This window comes from Streptomyces rectiverticillatus (genome assembly GCF_013394065.1).
Lineage (GTDB): Bacteria > Actinomycetota > Actinomycetes > Streptomycetales > Streptomycetaceae > Streptomyces > Streptomyces rectiverticillatus.
In genome coordinates, this window is record NZ_CP040752.1 from 2457891 (window position 1) to 2478933 (window position 21043).

At 72.8% G+C, this 21043-nt stretch carries 16 protein-coding genes; 4 read left to right on the forward strand and 12 right to left on the reverse strand.

Annotation, left to right across the window (positions count from 1 at the left end; genetic code table 11):
- Nucleotides 1–57: 57 nt before the first annotated feature.
- Both dnaJ and hrcA read right to left on the reverse strand, forming a co-directional pair.
- Complete coding sequence (gene dnaJ / locus FGW37_RS10585) at nucleotides 58–1194, reverse strand: molecular chaperone DnaJ (protein WP_058044495.1); 1137 nt, start codon at nucleotides 1192–1194, stop codon at nucleotides 58–60.
- Nucleotides 1195–2211, reverse strand: coding sequence for a heat-inducible transcriptional repressor HrcA (gene hrcA / locus FGW37_RS10590; protein ID WP_179080842.1), 1017 nt, complete (start codon nucleotides 2209–2211; stop codon nucleotides 1195–1197).
- 197 nt (nucleotides 2212–2408) lie between these two features.
- On the opposite strand from hrcA, the gene FGW37_RS10595 reads away from it, so the two are divergent.
- Both FGW37_RS10595 and FGW37_RS10600 read left to right on the forward strand, forming a co-directional pair.
- Nucleotides 2409–3161 carry an MBL fold metallo-hydrolase gene (locus tag FGW37_RS10595; RefSeq protein ID WP_179080843.1) on the forward strand — a complete coding sequence of 251 codons (753 nt, stop codon included), beginning with the start codon at nucleotides 2409–2411 and terminating at the stop codon, nucleotides 3159–3161.
- Between the two features lie 5 nt (nucleotides 3162–3166).
- Complete coding sequence (locus tag FGW37_RS10600; protein WP_179080844.1) at nucleotides 3167–4000, forward strand: DUF3097 domain-containing protein; 834 nt, start codon at nucleotides 3167–3169, stop codon at nucleotides 3998–4000.
- Between the two features lie 166 nt (nucleotides 4001–4166).
- Here the strand turns inward: FGW37_RS10600 and hemW are convergent, their stop codons facing one another.
- The 3 genes from hemW to lepA all read right to left on the reverse strand — a co-directional run bounded on the left by hemW (nucleotide 4167) and on the right by lepA (nucleotide 9496).
- Nucleotides 4167–5399, reverse strand: a complete 1233-nt coding sequence (hemW, locus tag FGW37_RS10605) for a radical SAM family heme chaperone HemW (protein ID WP_179080845.1) — start codon at nucleotides 5397–5399, stop codon at nucleotides 4167–4169.
- A 101-nt stretch (nucleotides 5400–5500) separates the two neighbouring features.
- Nucleotides 5501–7390, reverse strand: coding sequence for an AMP-dependent synthetase/ligase (locus tag FGW37_RS10610; protein ID WP_179080846.1), 1890 nt, complete (start codon nucleotides 7388–7390; stop codon nucleotides 5501–5503).
- Between the two features lie 243 nt (nucleotides 7391–7633).
- Entirely contained in the window at nucleotides 7634–9496 is a 1863-nt protein-coding gene (gene lepA / locus FGW37_RS10615) for a translation elongation factor 4 (protein ID WP_179080847.1), read from the reverse strand.
- A 213-nt stretch (nucleotides 9497–9709) separates the two neighbouring features.
- On the opposite strand from lepA, the gene rpsT reads away from it, so the two are divergent.
- Entirely contained in the window at nucleotides 9710–9976 is a 267-nt protein-coding gene (rpsT, locus tag FGW37_RS10620; RefSeq protein WP_168097138.1) for a 30S ribosomal protein S20, read from the forward strand.
- 232 nt (nucleotides 9977–10208) lie between these two features.
- Here the strand turns inward: rpsT and holA are convergent, their stop codons facing one another.
- Nucleotides 10209–11195 carry a DNA polymerase III subunit delta gene (gene holA, locus FGW37_RS10625; RefSeq protein WP_179080848.1) on the reverse strand — a complete coding sequence of 329 codons (987 nt, stop codon included), beginning with the start codon at nucleotides 11193–11195 and terminating at the stop codon, nucleotides 10209–10211.
- Between the two features lie 72 nt (nucleotides 11196–11267).
- Here holA and FGW37_RS10630 point away from each other — a divergent pair, with 72 nt between their 5' ends.
- Nucleotides 11268–11540 (forward strand): hypothetical protein, encoded by a 273-nt coding sequence (locus FGW37_RS10630; protein ID WP_179080849.1) that lies wholly within the window; start codon nucleotides 11268–11270, stop codon nucleotides 11538–11540.
- Between the two features lies 1 nt (nucleotide 11541).
- Here FGW37_RS10630 and FGW37_RS10635 read toward each other — a convergent pair whose 3' ends face one another.
- From FGW37_RS10635 to FGW37_RS10660, 6 genes are all read right to left on the reverse strand, one after another.
- Nucleotides 11542–12336: an arylamine N-acetyltransferase family protein gene (locus tag FGW37_RS10635; RefSeq protein ID WP_179080850.1), complete on the reverse strand. Its 795-nt coding sequence runs from the start codon at nucleotides 12334–12336 to the stop codon at nucleotides 11542–11544.
- 7 nt (nucleotides 12337–12343) lie between these two features.
- The gene (locus FGW37_RS10640) at nucleotides 12344–15247 is read right to left on the reverse strand and encodes a ComEC/Rec2 family competence protein (protein WP_246430345.1); all 2904 of its coding nucleotides are present in this window, start codon (nucleotides 15245–15247) and stop codon (nucleotides 12344–12346) included.
- On the reverse strand, nucleotides 15244–16095 hold the full coding sequence (locus tag FGW37_RS10645) for a ComEA family DNA-binding protein (protein ID WP_179080851.1): 852 nt from the start codon (nucleotides 16093–16095) through the stop codon (nucleotides 15244–15246). Before FGW37_RS10645 ends, FGW37_RS10640 begins: the two co-directional genes overlap by 4 nt.
- Nucleotides 16096–16212: 117 nt before the next feature.
- Nucleotides 16213–17058, reverse strand: a complete 846-nt coding sequence (locus FGW37_RS10650; RefSeq protein ID WP_179080852.1) for a DegV family protein — start codon at nucleotides 17056–17058, stop codon at nucleotides 16213–16215.
- A 187-nt stretch (nucleotides 17059–17245) separates the two neighbouring features.
- Nucleotides 17246–17941, reverse strand: coding sequence for a hypothetical protein (locus tag FGW37_RS10655; protein ID WP_179080853.1), 696 nt, complete (start codon nucleotides 17939–17941; stop codon nucleotides 17246–17248).
- 155 nt (nucleotides 17942–18096) lie between these two features.
- Nucleotides 18097–20985 (reverse strand): leucine--tRNA ligase, encoded by a 2889-nt coding sequence (locus FGW37_RS10660; RefSeq protein WP_179080854.1) that lies wholly within the window; start codon nucleotides 20983–20985, stop codon nucleotides 18097–18099.
- Nucleotides 20986–21043 lie beyond the last annotated feature (58 nt).

Consider the following 21043-nt stretch of genomic DNA (forward strand, 5'->3'; position numbering starts at 1 on the left):
CTGCCCCGGCTTACTGTGCCCGCCCGGGGGCCAACCCCCGGACCCCCGGCCCAGCGCCTACCGCCCGTTGAACGCATCCTTCAGCCGCGAGAACAGCCCTTGCTGCCCCGGCTTGAACTCGCCCATCGGCCGCTCCTCGCCCCGCAGCTTCGCCAGCTGCCGCAGCAGCTCTTCCTGCTGCGGGTCGAGCTTGTTGGGGGTGATGACCTCGACGTGCACGACGAGGTCGCCGCGGCCGCCACCGCGCAGGTGCGTGACGCCGCGCTGGTGCAGCGGGATCGACTGGCCCGACTGCGTGCCGGGGCGGATGTCGATCTCCTCGACGCCGTCCAGGGTCTCCAGCGGCACCTTCGTGCCGAGGGCCGCGGCCGTCATCGGGATGGTGACCGTGCAGTGCAGGTCGTCACCGCGGCGCTGGAAGACCGTGTGCGGCTTCTCGTGGATCTCGACGTACAGGTCGCCGGCGGGGCCGCCGCCGGGGCCGACCTCGCCCTCGCCCGCGAGCTGGATCCGGGTGCCGTTGTCGACACCGGCCGGGATCTTGACCGTCAGGGTGCGCCGCGACCGGACGCGGCCGTCGCCGGCGCACTCCGGGCAGGGGGTGGGCACGACGGTGCCGAAGCCCTGGCACTGCGGGCACGGCCGGGAGGTCATGACCTGGCCGAGGAAGGAGCGGGTGACCTGCGAGACCTCGCCGCGGCCGCGGCACATGTCGCACGTCTGGGCGGAGGTGCCGGGGGCCGCGCCCTCGCCGCTGCAGGTGGTGCAGACGACGGCGGTGTCGACCTGGATCTCCTTGGTCGTCCCGAAGGCGGCCTCGTCGAGGGTCACTTCGAGACGGATCATGGCGTCCTGGCCGCGCCGGGTGCGCGAGCGCGGGCCGCGCTGCGACGCCTGTCCGAAGAAGGCGTCCATGATGTCGGAGAAATTGCCGAAGCCCGCGCCGAAGCCACCGGCGCCGCCACCGCCGCCGGACGCCGAGAGCGGGTCGCCGCCGAGGTCGTAGACCTGCTTCTTCTGCGGGTCCGAGAGCACCTCGTAGGCGGCGTTGATCTCCTTGAACCGCTCCTGCGTCTTCGGGTCCGGATTGACGTCCGGGTGCAGCTCGCGGGCGAGGCGGCGGAAGGCCTTCTTGATCTCGTCCTGCGAGGCGTCGCGCCGTACGCCCAGGACCGCGTAGTAATCCGTGGCCACTTACGACTCCGCCAGGATCTGTCCGACGTAACGTGCCACTGCGCGTACCGCTCCCATCGTTCCGGGGTAGTCCATGCGGGTCGGTCCGACCACGCCGAGTTTGGCGACTGCCTCGTCGCCCGAACCGTAGCCGACGGCGACGACCGATGTGGAGTTCAGTCCCTCGTGAGCGTTCTCATGACCGATGCGCACCGTCATCCCGGAGTCCTTGGCCTCGCCCAGCAGCTTCAGCAGCACGACCTGCTCCTCCAGCGCCTCCAGCACGGGCCGGATGGTGAGGGGGAAGTCGTGACCGAAACGGGTGAGATTGGCGGTGCCGCCGATCATCAGCCGCTCCTCGGTCTCCTCGACCAGCGTCTCCAGCAGGGTGGCCAGCACCGTAGAAACGGTTCCGCGGTCCTCCTGCTCGAAGGACTCGGCCAGATCCGCCACCAGCTGCGGGACGTCCGTGAACCGGCGGCCCACGACACGGCTGTTGAGCCGCGCGCGCAGATCCGCGAGGGAGATCTCGCCGATCGGGGCCGGGCAGTCGATCATGCGCTGCTCGACCCGCCCGGTGTCCGTGATCAGCACGAGCATGACGCGGGCCGGGGCCAGCGAGAGCAGCTCCACGTGGCGCACCGTCGAACGGGTCAGCGACGGATACTGCACCACCGCGACCTGCCGGGTCAGCTGCGCCAGCAGGCGGACCGTGCGGCCCACGACGTCGTCCAGGTCGACGGCGCCGTCCAGGAAGTTCTGGATGGCGCGCCGCTCCGGCGTCGACAGGGGCTTGACGCCCGCCAGGCGGTCGACGAAGAGCCGGTAGCCCTTGTCGGTCGGGATGCGGCCGGCGCTGGTGTGCGGCTGGGCGATGAAGCCCTCCTCCTCCAGCGCGGCCATGTCATTGCGCACCGTGGCCGGGGAGACGCCCAGCCGGTGCCGCTCGGTGAGGGCCTTGGAGCCGACCGGCTCCTCTGTGCCCACATAGTCCTGGACGATGGCGCGCAACACCTCGAGCCTGCGTTCGCTCAGCATCGCGCGCACCTCCAAGTCCAGACCGTCTTACGGGGCCCGTTCCTGGCACTCAGCAGTCGCGAGTGCCAAAGCCCTCCAGCCAGTGTACGGCCGTGCACCACAGGCAGGGCAAGAGCCGTCCCCGCCGCGTGCCCGCCGCCCGCCCGCGGGAGGACTCCGGACGGGCAACCGTACCGCGCTCCCGCTAGCGTCCTGGTATGGACAGCGGTCAGCAAGGCCAGGGGGATGCAGCACGGTGGGAGCGGCTCGCGCCGGGCGTCGCGCGCCGCCGGATGCCGACGTGGGACGCCACCGTCGGGGCCGTCGCGGGCAGTACGGGCGTGCTGCTCGTGGACACCGGCTCGACGGTCGCGGAGGGCGCGGGGCTCGGGCGCGAGGTGCGGGAGCTGTTCGGCCGGGAAGTGACGCATATCGCTCTGACGCACCCCCACTTCGATCACGTCTTCGGCACGGCGGCCTTCCCGGGCACGCAGGTGTACGGGGCCGTGGGCGCCGCCGACCTGATGCGGCGCGAGCGCAAGGAGCTGCGCCTGGACGCGGAGCGGTACGGGCTCGCGCCCGGGGCCGCCGCGGAGGCCGCCGAGCGGCTCGTCACGCCCCGGCACCCGGTCAGCGGGGAGCTGACGCTGGACTTGGGCGGCGGGCGGCAGGTGCTCCTCGCCAACCTCGGGCCCGGGCACACCGCGCACGACCTGGCGGTCTTCGTCGCGGGCTCGGGCGGGGCACCCGAGGTCGTCTTCTGCGGGGACCTGGTGGAGGAGTCCGGCGAACCCCAGGCCGGGCCGGACGCGCTGCCCCACCGGTGGCCCGCGGCCCTGGACCGGCTGCTGGCGCTCGGCGGCGAGGACGCGCTGTACGTGCCGGGGCACGGGGCGGTGGTGGACGCGGCGTTCGTACGGGCGCAGCGGGACGCCTTGGCGGCACGCTTCGGCGTGTCCCGGGAAGAATGATCGCCATGCGCAGCAGACAGTACGGACCCGATCTCACTCCTCCCTGGAAGAAGCAGCAGCCCGCGCCCGAGGTGGCCGCCGAGGCCGACCTCGTGGTCGAGGAGGTCACCACCGGGTTCTGCGGGGCGGTGATCCGGTGCGAGAAGACGGCGCAGGGGCCGACCGTCACTCTGGAGGACCGCTTCGGCAAGCACCGGGTCTTCCCGATGGAGCCCCGCGGCTTCCTGCTGGAGGGGCGCGTCGTCACCCTCGTACGCCCTACGGGTGCGGCACGCGCTCCTCAGGGGCCCGCGCGGACCGCCTCCGGCTCGATCGCCGTCCCCGGGGCGCGGGCGCGCGTCGCCCGGGCGGGCCGCATCTACGTGGAGGGCCGCCACGACGCCGAGCTCGTGGAGCGGGTGTGGGGCGACGACCTGCGCATCGAGGGCGTGGTCGTCGAGTACCTGGAGGGCATCGACGACCTCCCGGCCATCGTCCGCTCCTTCGCCCCCGGGCCGGACGCCCGGCTGGGCGTCCTGGTGGACCACCTCGTGCCCGGCTCGAAGGAGTCGAGGATCGCGGCGGAGGTGACGGGCGAGCACGTGCTGGTCGTGGGTCACCCGTACGTGGATGTGTGGGAGGCGGTGAAGCCGTCGTCTTTGGGCATCCGGGAGTGGCCGCGGGTGCCGCGGGGGCAGGACTGGAAGACGGGGGTGTGCGAGGCGCTCGGGTGGCGCCCCGTGAATACGGGCGCCGCGTGGCAGCGGATCCTTTCGAGCGTGCGCTCGTACAAGGACCTGGAGCCGGAGCTCCTCGGCCGGGTGGAAGAGCTGATCGACTTTGTGACGGCACCGGCGTAGGCCCCCTCGACGGTGCTTTCGCCGGGCGACTTGAGCACGAATCGGCACCGCAGGACTGCCACGTCGTGGTGATCCGCCGCTGCGGCGGGAAACAGACCCGCCGCAGCGGCGCTGCACCACCACGGCGAGGGTCCGGCGGAATGACCCGGCGCCTCAGGTCCAGGCCCTAGTCCACCAGGTCCCGGACCACCGCATCCGCCAGGAGCCGGCCCCGTAGGGTCAGGACCGCCCGGCCCGCCTCGTACGGCCCGGACTGCAGCAGGCCGTCCGCGAGCGCGCGCTCGGCCGCCGCCGCGCCGGCCGGCCGCAGCAGCGACAGAGGGCAGCCGTCCACCAGCCGCAGTTCCAGCAGGATCCGCTCGACCCGCCGGTCCTCCTCCGGCAGGACCTCACGGCCCGCACCCGGGGAGCGTCCCTCGGCCAGCGCCTGCGCATACGCGCCCGGGTGCTTGACGTTCCACCACCGCACGCCCCCCACGTGGGAGTGCGCGCCGGGTCCCGCGCCCCACCAGTCCGCCCCGCGCCAGTAGAGCTCGTTGTGGCGGCAGCGGCCGGCGTCGGTCGTGGCCCAGTTGGAGACCTCGTACCAGGAGAAGCCCGCGGCCGTGAGCGCCTCCTCGGCGATGAGGTAGCGGTCGGCGTGGACGTCGTCGTCCGTCATCGGGACCTCGCCGCGGCGGATGCGGCGGGCCAGCTGGGTGCCCTCCTCGACGATGAGCGCGTACGCGGAGACGTGGTCGGGGCCGGCGCCGATCGCCGCGTCGAGGGAGGCGCGCCAGTCGTCGTCCGACTCCCCGGGCGTGCCGTAGATCAGGTCGAGGTTGACGTGCTCGAAGCCGGCCGCGCGCGCCTCGCCGACGCACGCCTCGGGGCGGCCGGGCGTGTGCGTGCGGTCGAGGACCTTCAGGACGTGCTGCCGGGCGCTCTGCATGCCGAAGGAGATCCGGTTGAAGCCGCCCTCGCGCAGCTCCGCGAGGTAGCGCGGGTCGACGGACTCCGGGTTGGCCTCGGTGGTGACCTCCGCGCCGTCCGCGAGGCCGAACTCGTCGCGGATCGCCGCGAGCATCCGCACGAGGTCGGCGGCGGGCAGCAGCGTGGGCGTGCCGCCGCCGACGAAGACGGTCTCGATGGGGCGCGGGTCGTCGCCCAGGACCTTCCGTGCGAGGCGGATCTCCTCGGCGACCGTCTCGGCGTAGTTGTCCCGCGAGGCGAGCGCGCCGCCGGAGCCGCGCAGCTCGCTCGCGGTGTACGTGTTGAAGTCGCAGTACCCGCAGCGCGTCGCGCAGTAGGGCACGTGCAGGTAGAACCCGAGCGGCCGCTGCCCGGCGCCGGCAAGGGCGTGACCGGGCAGAGCCCCGTCCTCGGGCATGGGTTCGCCGTCAGGCAGTACGGAAGGCATGGGTCCATTGTCCGGCATCGCCGGAGCGGACCGGCCGGACCGGGACCGGCCGGACCGGAACCGCCCCGGCTGCCGGCACCGGCCGGGTCACCTCCCGGTGATCACTTCTCGCGAGCCCCCTCGTACATCTCCTCGATCAGGTCCTTGTAGCGCCGCTCCACGACGGGCCGCTTCAGCTTCAGGCTCGGCGTGAGCTCGCCGTGCTCGACGTCGAGGTCGCGCGGCAGCAGCCGGAACTTCTTGATCGTCTGCCAGCGCTGGAGGCCCTCGTTGACCCGCTCGACGTAGCCCTCGATGAGCTCGGTGGTCCGCGGGTCCGCGACGACCTCGGCGTAGGACTTGCCCGCCAGGCCGCGCTCGGCGGCCCAGGTCATGAGGGTGGGCTCGTCGAGCGCGAGGAGCGCGGTGCAGTAGTTGCGGTCGGCTCCGTGCACGACGGCGTTGGAGACGAAGGGGCACAGGGACTTGAAGCGGCCCTCGATCTCGGTCGGTGCGACGTACTTGCCGCCCGAGGTCTTGATCAGGTCCTTCTTGCGGTCGGTGATGCGCAGGTAGCCGTCGGGCGAGAGCTCGCCGATGTCGCCGGTGTGGAACCAGCCGTCGCTCTCCAGGACCTCGGCGGTCTTCTCGGGCAGGCCGTGGTAGCCGGCCATGACGCCGGGGCCGCGCAGCAGGATCTCGCCGTCGTCGGCGATACGGACCTCGGTGCCGGGCAGCGGCTTGCCGACGGTACCGGTGCGATAGGCCTCGCCGGGGTTGACGAAGCTGGCGGCGCTGGTCTCGGTGAGGCCGTAGCCCTCCAGGATGTGGATGCCGGCGCCGGAGAAGAACAGGCCGATGTCCACGGGCAGCGCGGAGGCGCCGGAGACGCAGGCGCGCAGCCGGCCGCCGAAGGCCTCGCGGATCTTGGCGTAGACGAGGGCGTCCGCGATCCTGTGCTGCGCGGCGAGGCCGAAGGGGACGGTCCTGCTGCCGGTGCGGCGGAAGTTCTCCTGCGAGACCCTGGCGTACTCGCGGGCGACCTCGGCGGCCCAGCGGAAGATCTTGTACTTGGCCCCGCCGCCCTCGCGGGCCTTGGCGGCGACGCCGTTGTAGACCTTCTCGAAGATACGCGGGACGGCCGCCATGTAGGTGGGCCGGACGGCCTGGAGGTTCTCGGCGATCCGGTCCTGCCGCCCGTCGACGGCGGTGACGTGCCCGGTGCTGATCTGGCTGCAGGTCAGCACCTTGCCGAAGACGTGGGCGAGCGGCAGCCACAGGTACTGCACGTCGTCGGGGCGGACCATCTCGGTGGCCTGGATGGCGCGCGCCATGTACGACCAGGTGTCGTGGGGCAGGCGGACGCCCTTGGGGCGGCCGGTGGTGCCGGAGGTGTAGATGAGCGTCGCGAGCTGATCGGAGCGCAGGGCCGCGATCCGGTCGCGGACGGTGCCGGGCTCGGCCTCCAGGCGGGCGGCGCCGCGCCGCTCCAGCTCGGCGAGGGAGAGCACCCAGCCGTCGGGGTCGCCGTCGGCGGGGACCGCGTCCTTCTCGTCGATGACGACGACATGGGCGAGTCCGGGCAGGTCGGCGCGGTGCTCGCGGGCCTTGGCGAGCTGGGCCGCGTTCTCCGCGATGAGCACCCGGCTCTCGGAGTCGGAGAGGATGAACGCCGTCTCCTCGGCGTTGGTGCTGGGGTAGACCGTGGTGGTGGCGGCGCCGGAGCAGAGCACTCCGAGGTCGGCGAGGATCCACTCCACGCGGGTGGCGCTGGAGAGGGCGACGCGCTCCTCTGCCCGTACGCCGAGGTCGGCGAGGCCCGCGGCGATCGCGAAGATCCGCTCGGCCGCCTCACCCCAGGAGAGCGAGGACCAGGTGTCGGCGCCCTGGCCGGAGGGGGCGGGGACCGGATAGCGGTAGGCCTCCGCGTCGGGTGTCGCCTCGACGCGTTCGAGGAGGATCGTCGCCACGGAGGGCGGCCGGTTCTCGATCAAAGCCTGTGTCTCGGTCACGGCGTCCTCCGGGGCCCGATCGTTGCTGGTGACTCACGAGTAACCTTCCAAGCAGTGATCAGCGTAGGCCGCTTGGGCTCGCTGCGTAAGGGCCTGGGATGGGCTTGTCGAAGCTGTGACCAGCAGGCGCGCCCCCCGGGCGGGCAATGACGCAAAAGCGCCCGTCCCCCGAGGGGAACGGGCGCTTCCGGAGCGCTGCGAGGCAGGTCCCGGCGGGTGTCCGCCGGGGTCGCTTCGCCGGGGTTACTTCTTGCCCTTCTCCCCGGACTCGTCGCTGGACAGCACCGCGATGAAGGCCTCCTGGGGGACCTCCACGCTGCCGACCATCTTCATCCGCTTCTTGCCTTCCTTCTGCTTCTCCAGCAGCTTCCGCTTACGGGAGATGTCACCGCCGTAGCACTTGGCGAGGACGTCCTTGCGGATGGCACGGACCGTCTCACGGGCGATGACGCGGGAGCCGATCGCGGCCTGGATCGGCACCTCGAAGTTCTGCCTCGGGATGAGCTCGCGCAGCTTGGCGACGAGCCGCACGCCGTAGGCGTAGGCCTTCTCCTTGTGCGTGATCGCGGAGAAGGCGTCGACCTTGTCGCCGTGCAGCAGGATGTCGACCTTGACCAGGTCGGCGGTCTGCTCGCCCGTGGGCTCGTAGTCGAGGGAGGCGTAGCCGCGGGTCTTGGACTTCAGCTGGTCGAAGAAGTCGAAGACGATCTCCGCGAGGGGGAGGGTGTAGCGCAGCTCGACCCGGTCCTCGGAGAGGTAGTCCATGCCCAGCATCGTGCCGCGGCGGGACTGGCAGAGCTCCATGATCGCGCCGACGAACTCGGTGGGCGCGAGGACGGTCGCCTTGACGACCGGCTCGTGCACCTCGGCGATCTTGCCCTCGGGGAACTCGCTCGGGTTGGTGACGACGTACTCGGCGCCGTCCTCCATCCGCACGTTGTAGACCACGTTGGGCGCGGTGGCGATGAGGTCCAGGCCGAACTCGCGCTCGAGCCGCTCGCGGACCACGTCGAGGTGGAGCAGGCCGAGGAAGCCGACGCGGAAGCCGAAGCCGAGGGCGGCCGAGGTCTCCGGCTCGTAGACCAGCGCGGCGTCGTTGAGCTGAAGCTTGTCGAGGGCCTCGCGCAGCTCCGGGTAGTCCGAGCCGTCCAGCGGGTACAGGCCCGAGAAGACCATGGGCTTCGGGTCCTTGTAGCCGCCCAGGGCCTGGGTGGCGCCGTTCTGCTGGGAGGTGATCGTGTCACCGACCTTGGACTGCCGGACGTCCTTCACACCGGTGATGATGTAGCCCACCTCGCCGACGCCCAGGCCGTCGGCCGGGAGCATCTCGGGCGAGTTGGTGCCGATCTCCAGCAGCTCGTGGGTGGCGCCGGTCGACATCATCTTGATGCGCTCGCGCTTCTTGAGCTCGCCGTCGACGACACGGACGTAGGTGACCACGCCGCGGTAGGAGTCGTAGACCGAGTCGAAGATCATCGCGCGGGCCGGGGCGTCCTTGACGCCGACCGGCGCCGGGACGTCACGGACGACGCGGTCGAGCAGCTCGGGCACGCCGACGCCGGTCTTGGCGGAGACCCTGAGGACGTCCTCGGGCTCGCAGCCGACGAGGTTGGCGAGCTCGGCGGCGAACTTCTCCGGCTGGGCGGCAGGCAGATCGATCTTGTTGAGGACCGGGATGATCGTGAGGTCGTTCTCCATCGCCAGGTAGAGGTTGGCGAGGGTCTGGGCCTCGATGCCCTGCGCGGCGTCGACCAGGAGGATGCAGCCCTCGCACGCGGCGAGCGAGCGCGAGACCTCGTAGGTGAAGTCGACGTGACCAGGGGTGTCGATCATGTTGAGGATGTGGGTGTTGCCCTCATCTTCGGTGGGCGCCCACGGCAGACGGACCGCCTGGGACTTGATCGTGATGCCGCGCTCGCGCTCGATGTCCATCCGGTCGAGGTACTGCGCGCGCATCTGCCGCTGGTCGACCACGCCGGTCAGCTGAAGCATCCGGTCGGCGAGCGTCGACTTGCCATGGTCGATGTGCGCGATGATGCAGAAGTTGCGGATCAGAGCCGGCTCGGTACGGCTCGGCTCGGGCACGTTGGTAGGGGTCGCGGGCACGCAGGATCCATTCGGTGACTTCGGCGCTTGAACGCCAGTCTCGGCGGGAGTCGGGTATACGACTCCCCCATCGTCCCACGACCGGCGGGCTCGGTCCGGTTTGGGCGGCCGGAGGGGCTACTGGTAGCCTGGTCCACTGTGCCTGTCGTGCCCTCTACACGATGGTCACACCACGCAGTACTCGAAATCCAACGAACCTGAAAAGGCTCTTTCGTGGCGAACATCAAGTCCCAGATCAAGCGGAACAAGACCAACGAGAAGGCGCGCCTGCGTAACAAGGCCGTCAAGTCCGCGGTCAAGACCGCTGTCCGTGCGGCCCGCGAGGCCATCGTCGCCGGTGACGCCGCCAAGGCCACCGCCGCCGTCGCCCTGGCCGGCAAGAAGCTCGACAAGGCCGCCACCAAGGGTGTCCTGCACAAGAACGCCGCCGCCAACAAGAAGTCGGCGCTGGCCAAGCAGGTTGCCGCCCTCAAGGGCTGAAGCCTCTCCGGGGCGTGAGCCCCGGCCCTTCGCCGGCACCGGAACCAGCGGACCCTCTCTACCGCTCCGGTACGGCACCCCCGCCGCGCTCGGTCGTTCGCCACGCGGGCGCGGCATGAGCCTCACGGCTCGATGAACGAACCCGGGCCCCGGGTCACCCTTTCCCCAAGGGTGACCCGGGGCCTTCGGGGTTTCCGGGGCCTTGCTCGATCAAGGGCCATGCCGACGACGCTCAGCCGCGGCTACGGGCCGCCCGGGCGACCGCGACGACCGCCTTCTCCAGGGCGTACCCGGGATCATCGCCCCCGCCCTTGACGCCGGCGTCCGCCTCCGCGACAGCGATCAACGCCGCGGCCACCCCGTCCGCCGACCAGCCCCGCATCTGCTGCCGCACCCGGTCGATCTTCCACGGCGGCATCCCGAGATCCCTGGCCAGATCCCCGGGCCGCGCCCCGCGGGGGGCGGAGGCGAGCTTGCCGATGGCGCGGACGCCCTGGGCGAGCGCGCTCGTGATCAGGACGGGCGCGACGCCCGTGGACATCGCCCAGCGCAGCGCCTCCAGCGCCTCGGCGGCCCGCCCCTCCACCGCGCGGTCGGCGACGGTGAAGCTGGAGGCCTCGGCGCGGCCCGTGTAATAGCGGCTGACGACGGCGGCGTCGATCGTGCCGTCGATGTCGGCGACGAGCTGCGCGCAGGCACTGGCCAGCTCCCGCAGATCGCTGCCGATCGCATCCACCAGGCTCTGGCAGGCCTCGGGCGTCGCGGAACGGCCGACCGCCCGGAACTCACCCCGCACGAACGCCAGCCGGTCGGCAGGCTTGGTCATCTTGGGGCAGGCGACCTCGCGCGCCCCGGCCTTGCGCGCCGCGTCCAGCAGGCCCTTGCCCTTGGCGCCGCCCGCGTGGAGCAGCACCAGGGTGATCTCCTCGGCGGGCGCGGAGAGATACCCCTTCACGTCCTTGATCGTGTCCGCGGAGAGGTCCTGGGCGTTGCGGACGATCACGACCTTGCGCTCGGCGAAGAGCGAGGGGCTGGTCAGCTCGGCGAGGGTGCCGGGCTGGAGCGCATCGGGGGTGAGGTCGCGGACGTCGGTGTCGGCGTCGGCGGCGCGGGCGGCCGCGACCACCTCCCGGACGGCGCGGTCCAGCAGGAGATCCTCCTGGCCCACGGCGAGCGTGAGGGGGGCGAGCAGATCGTCGGGTGCAGTCTTCCTGGCCATCGCGTCCAGCATCCCACGCGCTACTGACACCTCCCCCCGCGCAGCCGTCCCCCGATATCGCACAATGTGCGTGTGAGCAGCCGTTATCTCTCTTCAGACACCGATTCCGTACGGCACCTCCTGGTGCTTCCCGACCGTGACGCCGCCGAGGAGGCGGCCGAGGAGGCCGCCCAGCGCTTCCCCCTGGACGACGACCCGCAGATAGTGCGCGAGGCTCTGGCCGGCGAGGACGACGCCGAGGATGCCCAGTGGCTGGTCGTCCTGGAGGACCCGGAAGGGGAACTCGACCTCGCCGCCCTGCGCGAGCTCGCCGAGGAGTACGACGGCTGGCTCGAACGGGAGTGACTCAGCCTTCCGCGGAGACGGGACCGCGCGCCTGCGGTGCGCGCTCCAGCTCGATACCGAAGTGCTCCCGGAAGGCGGGCAGGATCTCCTCCTCCGCCAGCGTCAGCACCTGACGGCCCGTCGGGCCGGTGGTCACCAGGGTGCGCTCGCTGATGGTGACCCGGCCCTCGCCGGCGAGCATCGAGCAGATCACCGCCTGGGTGAAGGGGGACTTGGGCGAGGTGCGGTGCCACCAGCAGCAGCCCTCGAAGTCCACCAGCTCCCGGGGCCGGCGTTCGAGGCGGTACTGCAGCTCACCGTCCTTGAGGACGTCAAGGTCCCCGTCCTGCGTCTCGGCTATCCGGAAGGTCCCGGCGGGGTCGGGCTGTTCCCCCCGCTCGTCGAAGCGCAGCGGGTAGTGGCTGTTCCTGCCGAAGCCGACGTCCACCAGCCACGGCTCCTCGGCGTCGACCCGCAGCGCGAGGTGGTCGAAGGGCGGCCCGAACGAGCCGTCGGGCCCCACCACCCGCCCGGCCAGCAGCGTGACCCGGTAGCCCAGGGTGCTCAGCAGCGCGGCGAAGGCGCCGTTGAGTTCGTAGCAGAATCCGCCGCGCCCGGCGGTCACCTTGGCCACCAGGGCGGCGGGGTCCAGCACGACCTCCTCGCCCAGGTGGACCGAGAGGTTCTCGAAGGGCACCGCGTGCAGGTGGCGGATGTGGAGCTCGCGCAGCGCCTCCACATCCGGCGCGGACGGGCGGGTGACGCCGATGCGGCTCAGGTAGGCGTCGACCGCCTCGTCGCTGATGATCTTGTCCATGGGTCAGTTATCCCTCAGGCCGGGGGCCGGTGACATCGGGCTGTGGTCCCGCATCTCTGTGTTCTTGCTCTCTCGTCCCTGTCTTCCGTGGGCTCTCGTCTGTGCCTCCCGTGCGCTCACGTCCCTGCTTTCCGTGCGCTCTTGGCCCCGCTCTCCTTCGGCCCGCGGAGGCTTTCGTGACCGCCGCGACCTCCCTCCCCGCGCCCGTCACCGCGACCGGCCCGTCGGTGTCCGTGCGCACGACGGCCGCACCCTGCTCCCGGAGCACGGCGAGCGTGCGCGGCGACGGATGCCCGTACGGGTTCCCGGCGCCGGCCGAGACGACGGCCAGGCGGGGGCGGAGCCTGCGTATCAACTGCGGGTCCTGGTACGCGGAGCCGTGGTGGGCGACCTTCAGGACGTCCACGGCGGGCAGCCCGGGATGCGCCTCCGCGAGGGCCTGCTGAGCGGGTGGTTCGAGGTCGCCGAGGAGCAGTGCGGTCAGGCCGCCGCTGCGGACCAGCAGGGTGACGCTGGCGTCGTTGGGGCCCTCCTCCGCCACGGCCGACGTGCCCGCGGGCGGCGGCCACAGCACCTCCCACTCCAGCTCCTCCACCCGGCCGCGCTCCGCCGGCCCGGCCGTGCTCACGGGCACGTGCGCTCGCCCGGCCTCGCGGCGGACGAAGGCGGCCCGGCCCGGGGGTTCGGCGAGCGAGGTCGTCTCGACGGCCCCGACCGCGCGCCCGCGCAGCACCCCGGGCAGGCCGTCGACGTGGTCGGCGTGGAAGTGGCTGAGCAGCACGAGCGGCACCCTGTCCACGCCGAGGGCCCGCAGGCACCGGTCGACCGCGCGCGGCTCCGGGCCGGCGTCCACGACCACCGCGCTCCCCTCGCCCGCCGCGAGGACCAGCGCGTCCCCCTGCCCCACGTCGCACGCGGCGAGGCGCCAGCCGGGCGGCGGCCAGCCTGTCACCGCCCGGGTCAGGGGCGCCGGGCGGACGACCGCCACGAGCAGCAGCAGCGCACAGCCCGCGCAGGCCCAGGGGCTGCGCAGCAGCCCGCGGGCGGCGAGCACGGCGGCGGCCGTCACGGCGGTCAGCAGCAGGCCCCCGGCCCAGCCGCCCGGCCAGCCGAGCTCCGCCCCGGGCAGGTCCGCGCCCGTACGGGCCACCGCGGCGGCCCACGAAGCGGGCCAGGAGGCGAGCCAGGCGCACCCCTCCGCGACGGCCGGGGCCACGGGGGACACGGCCATCGCGGCGAAGCCCAGCACCGTGGCGGGCGCGACGGCCGCCTCGGCGAGGAGGTTGCAGGGCACCGCCACCAGGCTCACCCGCTCCGCGAGCACCGCGATCACCGGCGCGCAGACGGCCTGCGCGGCGGCGGCCGCGGCCAGGGCCTCGGCCGGGCGCGGCGGCACCCCCCGGCGCTGCAGGGCGGCGCTCCAGTGCGGCGCGAGGGTCAGCAGGGCGCCCGTGGCCAGCACCGACAGCAGAAAGCCGGGGCTGCGGGCGAGCCAGGGGTCGTAGAGCACGAGCAGCAGGGCGGCCGCTGCCAGGGCGGGCAGCAGGCTGCGACGGCGGCCCGTGGCGAGCGCGAGCAGCAGCACCAAGCCGCAGGCGGCCGCCCGCAGCACGCTCGGCTCGGGGCGGCACACCACGACGAACCCCAGCACGAGCCCCGCGCCCAGCACCGCCGTGGCCCGCAGCGGCACCCCGAGCCGGGCCGCGAGCCCGCGGCGCTCGGCGCGCGCGGCCAGGTGCGGCGGGCCGACGAGCACCGCGAGCAGGATCGCGAGGTTGCTGCCGGAGACGGCCAGCAGGTGCGTCATTCCGGTCGCCCGGAACGCGTCGTCGAGGTCCTCCGGAACCCGGGAGGTGTCCCCCACCACCAGCCCGGGAAGCAGCGCGCGGGCGTCCGGGCCGAGCCCGTCCGTGGCGTCCCGCAGACCGGTGCGGAACCGGGCCGCGACCCGCTGGGCCGCACTGGGGCCGCCGACGACGGCGGGCGGCTCCCGGCCGCCGATCCGCAGGACCGCGGCGGGCGGGGGCCCGGAGCCCGCCGCCCGGGACGGCAGGGCCGCGCGCCCCTCGGCCCGGACCCGGGTGGAGGGCAGCAGCCCGGCCCAGGAGGGCGGCGCGATCAGCAGCACGGGCGTACGGACGACGGTGCTGACGCGCCCGGCGGTGACCTTGGTGACCTCGGCCCCGATCACGACCACCGGCGCCGCATGGACCGCGCCCCGCGCGTGGGGACGCGTAGCCCTGGGGTCGGCGGTGACCGTGGCTTCGACGGCGACGTCGGCCTGCCTGCGAGCCAGCTCGGGCAACGGCCCACGGCGCACGTCGGCACCACGCAGGGCGGCCACGGCGGCACCGGCGGCGGCACACAGCAGGACGGCGGCAAGGGCGACGACGATCCCGCGCCGCGGGCCTCGTGCGGGGGCGGCGCCCCCTTGCGGGACGGGCGGGGTGTGCGTGCCCGGCGCGGCACAGCCCCGCGGGCCGGGCGCGGAACCCGTCTGCGAACCCCGCGGGGCCGGCACGCCACCGCCTTGCGGACCGGGTGGGCCGGCCGCGGCGCCACCTCGTAGGCCTCGCGAGCCGGTCGCGCCACCGCCTGGCGCACTCCGTGTGCCGGTCCCGGTCGCGACACCGCCTCGCCGACTCCGCGTACCGGACGCGACACCGCCTCCCCGGCCTGTCGTGCCAGCACCCCTCGCGCCGGCAGCAAGCGCACCCACCATGAGCGCACCGGCCGCAAGCACTCCCGCCCCCGCCGACAGGGCGACCGTCCACCCCGTCGCCGTCAGGGCCGCGGCCGCTGCCGCCCACGCCGCCAGCGCGGGCGCAACCAGCCGCAAGTCCGGCGGGCCCTCGCAGCGGGGCCCTGACAGAGCTTCGGGCGGCGGTCCGGTGCCGGTGGTGGTCGTCATGGCTGCACCAGCGGCCGGAGGTCGGTGAAGCGGCGGCTGCCGATGCCGTTGACCCGGCGCAGTTCTTCGACGGAGCGGAAACCGCCGTGCTGCGTGCGGTAGTCGAGGATGTGCCGGGCCAGGACGGGCCCGACGCCCGGCAAGGCGTCCAGCTGCTCGGCCGTCGCGGCGTTCAGGCTCAGCGGCGTGCCGGGCGCCGGGCCTCCCGCGGCCGCCGGAGCCCCGGAGGCCGCCGAGGATCCGGGAACCCCCGGAGCGGCCGTGGCCCCCGGGGCGCCCACCACGATCTGCTCGCCGTCCACGAGGATGCGCGCCCGGTTGATGCCCGTCGTGTCCGCGCCCGGCCGGGCTCCCCCGGCTGCTGCCAGCGCATCGGCCACCCGGGAACCGGGCGGCAGGCGCAGCACGCCGGGCCTGCGGACCTTGCCCGCCACGTCCACCACCACCGCCCCGCCCGTACGGCCCGCCGAGGGGACGACCGGCGCGGGAACGGCCGGCGAGGACGGCGGCGCGGCCACCGCTGCCGGTGCCTCCCGTGCGGGCACCCGCACGGTCTGCGGGCGCCCGGCCAGGAAGTGGTACGCGGCGAAGGCGCACGCAGCGACCAGCACGACCGTCAGCGCCGCGAGCGCCCTCGGCTCGATGCCGCACCGCGACTGCGCCCACAGCGGCAGCCGCTCCCGCAGCGCAAGCCCCCAACGCCCCTCCCTACGAGGGCGATTCAGTCCAACAGCGCCTTCCACACCCGAGGCAGGCCCCGTCGGCCGCCCCGGAAACAGCTCCCCCGCCCGCTCGCGCAGCGAAGGGCCGCCGGGCTCAACTGCCGCATTTCTCGGGCGATCCGTCATGCGCAAGACCGTAGAGCGATACGCCCGATCCCGCTCGGACGGCCCGATTCCCGTGGATATCCCGGCAGTTGTGGATAACCTCGTCACCCCACCGGGGGAAGAAAAGGCCCCCGGCCCCTACTTCGGCGCCACCACCACGCCCAGCAACCCCGGCCCGGTGTGCGCCCCGATGACCGCTCCCACCTCGCTGACGTGCAGCTCCTCCAGCGCCGGCAGCCGCTCCCGCAGCCGGTCGGCCAGCAAGGTCGCGCGGTCGGGAGCGGCCAGGTGGTGGACGGCGATGTCGACGGGGGCCGCGCCCGCGCGCTCCACTGCGATCTCCTCCAGCCGGGCGATGGCCTTGGAGGCCGTGCGCACCTTCTCGCGCAGCTCGATGCGGCCGCCCTCCAGCTGCAGCAGCGGCTTGACGGCGAGCGCCGAGCCCAGCAGGGCCTGGGCCGCGCCGATGCGGCCGCCCCGCCGGAGGTAGTCGAGGGTGTCGACGTAGAAGAAGGCGGCAGTGCCCTGGGCCCGCTTCTCCGCGGCGGCGACGACCTCGTCGAGGGTGCCGCCGGCGTCCGCCGTCTCGGCGGCGGCCAGCGCGCAGAAACCGAGGGCCATGGCGACCATGCCGGTGTCCACGACCCGAACCGGCACCGGCGCCTCGCGCGCCGCGAGGACCGCCGCGTCATACGTACCGGAGAACTCGGCCGACAGGTGCAGCGAGACGATGCCCCGCGCACCGGCCTCGGCCGCCGCGCGATACGCGGCCGCGAAGACCTCGAGTCCGGGCCGGGAAGTGGTCACCGACCTGCGCTTCTGCAGGGCCTGGGCCACACTGCGGGCCGAGATCTCGGTGCCCTCTTCGAGCGCCTGGTCGCCCAGTACGACGGTCAGCGGTACGGCGGTGATGCTGTGCCGCTCCATCGCCCGCTGCGGCAGATAGGCCGTTGAATCAGTAATGACAGCGACATGGCGGGACATGTTCCGGAGATTACCCGCAGGGGCGCTCCGACGGCAGTACGGGCCCCGTACAGGTGATCATCCCGCGGGACCACCGGACAGCGGAAGCCCGCATGGGGTACACGCACGGGGTACACGCACGGGGCAGCCGCACAGGGCACGTCGCGCGGGGCGCACCGGGGCACGAGCAACGGTCGCCCCGGACCGATCAAGTGGTGCTCTCCGGGCGGCTCGTCTTCTGCCAGGAGTAGCCCGGCTGCCGCCATCCGTCCCGCTCCCGCCCGGTGATCGCACGGGGCTCGGACTCGGGCTCGGGCCGCTCACCCGCCGGCGCACCGGCGCCCGGAGCCGCGGCCGGCTCGTCGCTCCAGTGCCGCAGCGCCCCCGCCTCCATGCGGATCTGACCGCTCAGCGTCTCCAGGTCGTCCTCGGCGAAGCGCCGGGCGCGGTCCTGGGCGGCGAAGCGCAGGGAGTCCGCCGAGTCCTTCACGCGGGCCGTGCGCTCGCGGAGCTCGGGCAGGCAGGCCGCGACGCGGGCCTTGTCCGGCTCGCTCTCCAGGCGCTTGAGCTCGTCGTCCAGCTCGTGGCCGTGGGCGCTGAGCCGCTGGAAGAGGGCGAGCGCCTCGGACAGCGAGGCGTCGTCGGGCGCGGCGGTCTGCAGGGCGTCCTGCGTGGCGCGCATCGACGTGCGCAGGGACAGGCGCAGCTGGGCGACCTCCCCGGCGGCTCCGGGCTGGGCGAACTGCCGGGCCTTCAGCCGGGTGTCCTCGACCGTGCGGCGCGCCTGGCCGACGGTACGGTCCACTCCGCGCTTGACCGCCCGTACCGTCCTGACCGTGGCGATCACCCCGAGTGCGACGAGGACCGCGAAGATCAGAACGACGATCACGGCCACGGCTTCCATGACGCTCCTCGGCTGGGGGACAACAGCTTTCCCTACGGTTTTTTCTTACGTCTTTTTCTTACGTCTCCACCGTAAACGGCACGGGCAGGCCAGGGGTTCCGAACGAACCCCCAACCTGCCCGTAGGGAAGAACCCTCAGTAGGCCGGACCGAACCTTACGCCGGGACGATGTTCACCAGCTTCGGCGCCCGCACGATGACCTTGCGGATGCCCGCGCCGCCCAGCGCCGCGACGACCGCCTCGTCGCCCAGCGCCGTCTTCTCCAGCTCCTCGTCGGAGATGGACGGGGAGACCTCCAGGCGCGCCTTGACCTTGCCCTTGATCTGGACGACGCAGGTCACGGTCTCGTCGACCAGGTAGGCCGGGTCGGCGACGGGGAAGTCCTGGTGGACGACCGAGGCGTCGTGGCCGAGCTTGCGCCACAGCTCCTCGGCGATGTGCGGGGCCAGCGGCGCGATCAGCAGCACCATGGCCTCGGCGACGGACCGCGGGACCTCGCTCAGCTTGGTCACGTGGTTGTTGAGCTCGGTGATCTTGGCGATGGCGGTGTTGAAGCGCAGGTTCGCCAGGTCCTGGCCGACGCCGTCGATCGCCTTGTGCAGGGCGCGCAGCGTGGCCTCGTCGGCCTCGGCGTCCACGACGGTGACCTCGCCGGTCGCCTCGTCGACGACGTTGCGCCACAGGCGCTGCAGCAGGCGGTACTGGCCGACGACGGCGCGGGTGTCCCACGGGCGGGAGACGTCCAGCGGGCCCATCGCCATCTCGTACAGGCGCAGGGTGTCGGCGCCGTACTCGGAGCAGATCTCGTCCGGCGTGACGGCGTTCTTCAGGGACTTGCCCATCTTGCCGAGCAGCCTGCTGACCTTCTCGCCCTCGAAGTAGTACGCGCCGCCGCGCTCCTCCACCTCGGCGGCGGGGACGGCGATGCCGCGGGCGTCGCGGTACACGTACGCCTGGATCATGCCCTGGTTGTAGAGCTTGTGGAACGGCTCGGCCGAGGAGACGTGGCCCAGGTCGAAGAGGATCTTGGACCAGAAGCGTGCGTACAGCAGGTGCAGCACGGCGTGCTCGGCACCGCCGACGTACAGGTCGACGCCGCCGTGCGGCTGACCCTCGCGCGGGCCCATCCAGTACTGCTCGGCCTCGGCGGAGACCAGCTTCTCGTCGTTGTGCGGGTCGAGGTAGCGCAGCTCGTACCAGCAGGAGCCCGCCCAGTTGGGCATGGTGTTGGTCTCGCGGCGGTAGCGCTTGGGGCCGTCGCCGAGGTCCAGCGTGACGTTGACCCACTCCTCGTTGCGGGAGAGCGGCGTCTCGGGCTCGGTGTCGGCGTCGTCGGGCTCGAAGGTCCGCGGCGAGTAGTCCTCGACCTCGGGCAGCTCCAGCGGCAGCATCGACTCGGGCAGCGCGTGGGCGACGCCCTGCTCGTCGTAGACGATCGGGAAGGGCTCGCCCCAGTAGCGCTGGCGGCTGAAGAGCCAGTCGCGCAGGCGGAAGTTGACGGTGGCCTCGCCGATGCCCTGCTCCGTCAGCCACTCGGCCATGCGGGTCTTCGCCTCGGTGACCACCAGGCCGTCCAGGGAGACGCCCTCGCCGGCCGAGTTGATGATCTCGGCGTCGTACGAGTCGAAGGACTCCGCCCACGTGGACGGGTCGGTGCCGCGGTCGTCGGCCGGCTGCACGACACAGTGCATCGGCAGGTCGAAGGCGCGCGCGAAGGCGAAGTCGCGGCTGTCGTGGGCGGGGACGGCCATGATCGCGCCGGTGCCGTAGCCCATCAGGACGTAGTCGGCGGTGAAGACGGGCAGCTTCTCGCCGTTGGCCGGGTTGATCGCGTAGACGCCGGTGAAGACGCCGGTCTTCTCCTTGGCGTCGGCCTGCCGCTCGACGTCGGACTTGGCGGCGGCCTCCTTGCGGTAGGCGGCGACGGCCTCGGCCGGCGTGGCGTGCCCGCCGGTCCAGTCCTCGTGCGTGCCCTCGGGCCAGGCGGCCGGGACGACCGAGCGGTGGGCCTCGTCCTCGGTGACGAGCTGGTGCTCGGGGGCGACGACCAGGTAGGTGGCGCCGAAGAGGGTGTCCTGGCGCGTGGTGAAGACGGTGACCTTGGCGTCCGCGTGGCCGTCGACGGCGAAGTCGACGCGGGCGCCGACGCTGCGGCCGATCCAGTTGCGCTGCTGGAGCTTGATGGCCTCGGGCCAGTCCAGGGCGTCCAGGTCCTCCAGCAGGCGGTCCGCGTAGGCGGTGATCCGCATGTTCCACTGGCGCAGCTTGGACTTGAAGACGGGGAAGTTGCCGCGCTCGGAGCGGCCGTCGGCGGTGACCTCCTCGTTGGCCAGGACGGTGCCCAGTCCGGGGCACCAGTTGACCGGCGCGTCGGAGGCGTAGGCCAGGCGGTAGCCGCCCAGGACGTCCTCGCGCTCCGCCGCGCTCAGCTCGCCCCACGCGCGCGTGCCCGGCACCTCACGACGCCCGCTCTCGAACTGCGCGATCAGCTCGCTGATCGGGCGGGCCTTCTTCGCCTCCTCGTCGTACCAGGAGTTGAAGATCTGCAGGAAGATCCACTGGGTCCACTTGTAGTAGGCCGGGTCGATCGTGGCGAAGGAGCGGCGCTTGTCGTGGCCCAGGCCCAGGCGGCGCAGCTGCGCCTTCATGTTGACGATGTTGGCCTCGGTGGAGACCCGCGGGTGCGTGCCGGTCTGCACGGCGTACTGCTCGGCGGGCAGGCCGAAGGCGTCGAAGCCGAGGGTGTGCAGGACGTTGTGGCCGGTCATGCGGTGGTGGCGCGCGTAGACGTCGGTGGCGATGTAGCCCAGCGGGTGGCCGACGTGCAGGCCCGCACCCGAGGGGTACGGGAACATGTCCATGATGAACTTCTTGGGGCGGGCCACGACGGCGGGGTCGCCCGCCAGGTCGCCGGCCGGGTTGGGCGCCTCGTAGGTGCCGTCGGCGTCCCAGAAGTCCTGCCAGCGTGCCTCGATGTCGGCGGCCAGCGCGGCCGTGTAGCGGTGCGGGGCAGCCACCTCGGCGGCGGTGTTGGTCTCGCTCATCGTCCTCAAAGCTCCATCGATCGTCGTCGTCTCTACCTGCGGCACCTGCGGAAATGAA